This window comes from Phenylobacterium sp., assembly GCF_031181185.1.
Lineage (GTDB): Bacteria > Pseudomonadota > Alphaproteobacteria > Caulobacterales > Caulobacteraceae > Phenylobacterium.
On sequence record NZ_JAPSKZ010000273.1, the window covers coordinates 1 to 3,186 of the forward strand.

The 3,186-nt window shown below is 67.3% G+C and carries 4 protein-coding genes and 1 pseudogene; 1 reads left to right on the forward strand and 4 read right to left on the reverse strand.

Features of this window, described 5'->3' with window-relative positions:
* Together RIF93_RS19665 and RIF93_RS19670 are read right to left on the reverse strand one after the other, a co-directional pair.
* Nucleotides 1–191: pseudogene (locus RIF93_RS19665) on the reverse strand (hypothetical protein); the annotation flags it as partial.
* A gap of 232 nt (nt 192–423) precedes the next feature.
* Nucleotides 424–621, reverse strand: a complete 198-nt coding sequence (locus tag RIF93_RS19670; protein ID WP_309093139.1) for a helix-turn-helix domain-containing protein — start codon at nt 619–621, stop codon at nt 424–426.
* Between the two features lie 14 nt (nt 622–635).
* Here RIF93_RS19670 and RIF93_RS19675 point away from each other — a divergent pair, with 14 nt between their 5' ends.
* Nucleotides 636–1,304 carry a hypothetical protein gene (locus RIF93_RS19675; protein WP_309093140.1) on the forward strand — a complete coding sequence of 223 codons (669 nt, stop codon included), beginning with the start codon at nt 636–638 and terminating at the stop codon, nt 1,302–1,304.
* A 311-nt stretch (nt 1,305–1,615) separates the two neighbouring features.
* Here RIF93_RS19675 and RIF93_RS19680 read toward each other — a convergent pair whose 3' ends face one another.
* Nucleotides 1,616–2,488, reverse strand: coding sequence for a recombinase RecT (locus tag RIF93_RS19680; protein ID WP_309093141.1), 873 nt, complete (start codon nt 2,486–2,488; stop codon nt 1,616–1,618).
* Nucleotide 2,489: 1 nt separating this feature from the next.
* Nucleotides 2,490–3,186: PD-(D/E)XK nuclease-like domain-containing protein (locus RIF93_RS19685; RefSeq protein ID WP_309093142.1), on the reverse strand; the 697-nt coding region annotated here is incomplete at its 5' end.

The window sequence follows — 3,186 nt, forward strand, 5'->3', positions numbered from 1 at the left end:
TCGACCAGCTCCCCGACCTCCATCACCGAACCCGGCGCGATCTTCGGCTCGACCGGCGGCACGACCTCGATGCGCAGGCGATCGCTGTCGCTCACCGGACGCGGCTGCGGAAGCTCCACGGCCCGAAGCCCCAACAGGCCGAAGGCCGCCACGGCGACCGCCGTGAGCGCGACGATATGGCCGCGCTCCAATCTGCGCGGAACGATCGGGCGGCGGGGAGGAGGCGGACAGGCAGACATGGAACGCGTCCGGGGAAACTACTCCCGTTGCAATCCCTGGGCGGCGGTCCGGTTTCATGAACGGGGGCCTGCGATCGGCGGCGGCGGCGTCGCTCGGCAGGATCTGGCGGAGACGGAGGGCGCCGAGCCTTGCCGCAGCGCGGGCATTTGGCGAGCGCCCTGCCGTTCCGCCCTAAGATGCGCCCTAAGCGGCGTCAGCCTCTTCGCCCAGCAGGGCCAGCAGAGATGACCTGGGGATAACCGTGCTGCGGCCGATCTTCACCCGCTTCAGCCGGCCATCCTTGAGCAGCTCATAGATGGTCGTCTTGCCGAGACCCGTCGCTTGGGCGGCCTCCGCCGGCGTGTAAGCCAGCTTGAAGCCGTTGTCGTTTGCGGCGGTCATCCTACTCCCCGCCCATGCGGTTGGAGCTGGACGGCGGAGAGGGCATCTGGCGGCACGACCGTCTGGCGAGCAGCGTTCGGTTGTGCCAGCCTTCGTCTATGGCGGGGCCGACGATCACGGATTGGCTGCAGGGGGTAGGCACGGCCGCCGCCCTCGCCCTGTCGATGGGTTCGCTGTGCTGGCAGTGGCTGGCGCGGGCCGAACGCGACCGGCGCCGCATCCAGCTGGTGGCTGAAGATCAGGGCAACGACTTCTGGCTCGCTACCCTGACTGTGGCCGACCTCGAGCCGCACGCCCAAGCCTATGTGAATATCCGCATCCCGAAGGATGCTCTGTTCCAGGACAAACTGGCCTACCTTAGCGACTTCCGCCGCCGGCACGAGGATGACGGCGACAGAAACATCGACGGAAGCCTCGACTTCAACACCTACCAGCCGCACGGCGGCCGGCGGGCGATTGAGATGAACCTCGCGCTGAGCATCGACCGGGCCGACGGCTTGGCGCGGGGCGTCGCCGACTTCGTGATCTGGTCCCCACGACCCATTGTGCCGCTTGAAGTCCGAGTGCACCTGTACGGCCGCCTGCTTCCGCTCCTGCGGCGCAACCTGTCGCTCAGCGCGGTGCGCAAGCGGGCTCCTACTGTCGACCTCCTGGCCAGCAGGTCGGCACACAACCCGCCCTGACGAGGGGACTGCCTCGCATTTGACTGAGCTCCAGACCCGCGTTGCCGGTTCGGGAGAGGCCCGAAGCTCTGGCGACTCACCACTCGGAGCCGCCTTCATGGCCACACAAATCTTAGCCGCCCTCGCCAACCTTGCTGACGTGCTCACCTTCGCTCTCGCGGTGATCGCGTGGCGCTCGACTGGGTCCTCATCGTCCCTGAACTCTTCGTCGAACGCGTCGTCAGACCAGCAGTCCGGCTCATCACAGTGATCGCAGCCGCATCCCGAAAAGCCGTCGGATGCGGAGCACTGAAAACCGCAGGCGTTGCACATCACCGATCCCCTGGGAACACGTCGTCGTCGCCGGACGGAGCCTCAGCCCCCTGCCCGCTCGCTTCGACTTCTTCCGGGTCGAAGGTCGGGATGTCGTCGTCGCCAAGGGGGGAGTCGGGCACCTGGTCCTCTTCCGGCTCCGGCGCCGGCAGGGCCTCGAAGTCTGCGTGCAGCCGCCGGACCTGCACCGGCTGGGCCTTGTTCAGGTCGTAGAGCTCGTCGTCGCGCTCGATCACCGCCAGCAGGTCGGTCGACATGGGCAGCCGTTTGGACAGGCGTCGGATTGCCGTCTTGCGCCGCATCTCGTCGGCGAACGGTCCCCGCCACGGGCCGTTCTTGGCCCGGCTGATCGCCTTCACCGCCATGACCTGAGCCTCGGTCATGACCTCGCGATAAACCCCGCCGTCCTTCGTATGGGCGACGGCGTAGGTGGCGATGGGCTTGCCGCGGTCCTCGCCGAGGAACGGCTTGTGGTGGATGCGCTCTTCGTCGCCGAGGATGTAGTCGAACTCGTCGCGCTCATAGGCGACGTGGGCGCTGATCGACTTGAGCTCGCCCGACCGCCGGACCTTCGAAAGGATCCCGGCCACCATCGGCATGTAGGTGATCTTGGCGCCGTGAACGACGAGCGCCGCTTCCCGGCCGTCCGGCAGGAGCCCATCCTGAGCGCACTTCATCGACGCCTCGAACAGCGACTGCCGGTCCTTGTTCAGGAGGTCCGGGTTCGACTGCACTGCCGTCATGACAATGCGGACGAACCGCTCGGCCGGTACATGCGGCGGCAAGGCCAGGGCGAACTGTGGCGTCATGGCCTCGAGCTGGTGGCGGACCACGTCTTGGGGGCGCGCGGGGCGCTCGGCGACGGCGTTCATGTCAGGCTGCGTCCTTGATGTCAGAGGGGAAGGTGACCGGCTCGTGGACGCGCTCGATCCACGGCGGGAACTCGTGGTCCTGCGGTTCCTCAGTGACCTCGATTACCGCCCACGGCACGTCGAAGCCGAAGCGATCGACGAAGGTCCGGTAGTTCTGCAGGGCAATGGCGGTCTTGCGCTCGCCGGTCAGGTATGTGGCGTCGCCGGCGCTGCGAAGGATCGGCTTCACGACGGGCGCATGGCCCTTCCGATCATCCTGCCGGCGGTAGAAGATCCAGCACCACTGCCACTGCTCGACCGCTGCGACCTTCTGGAGCCATTCGGCTTCCTTCGGCTTGGCGCCGATGATCGGCAGCGAGGCCATGGCGGCGCGAGCCTGGGCGTAGAGGAACCGCTGGACGTCCATCGATCGATTAGCGACGAGGCCGAGGCACTGCTGCCTCACCGTGTCCCCGCGCGCGTCGCCGCCGAACGTCTTCAGGTCGACGACGAAGGCTGGCAGCAGCTTGTCGAAGCGGGCCCGGAGCTTCACCCCGGAGGGATCAGTCCAGAGCACCGAGACTTCCGACATGCCGGCCTGCATCGGCTCGCCTAGTTCGGGGTGGCGCCGGATCAGTTCGGCCATGTGCTGGACGCGCCGGTCCGCATCGGACGTGATGATGGTCACGCCCGGCCGGTCGTTCGCTTCCAGCCACGCC

Excerpts from the sequence above, each read along its gene's own strand:
- RIF93_RS19670 (WP_309093139.1), bottom strand. The coding sequence starts at position 621 with ATGACCGCCGCAAACGACAACGGCTTCAAGCTGGCTTACACGCCGGCG.
- RIF93_RS19675 (WP_309093140.1), top strand. The coding sequence starts at position 636 with ATGCGGTTGGAGCTGGACGGCGGAGAGGGCATCTGGCGGCACGACCGT.
- RIF93_RS19680 (WP_309093141.1), bottom strand. The coding sequence starts at position 2,488 with ATGAACGCCGTCGCCGAGCGCCCCGCGCGCCCCCAAGACGTGGTCCGC.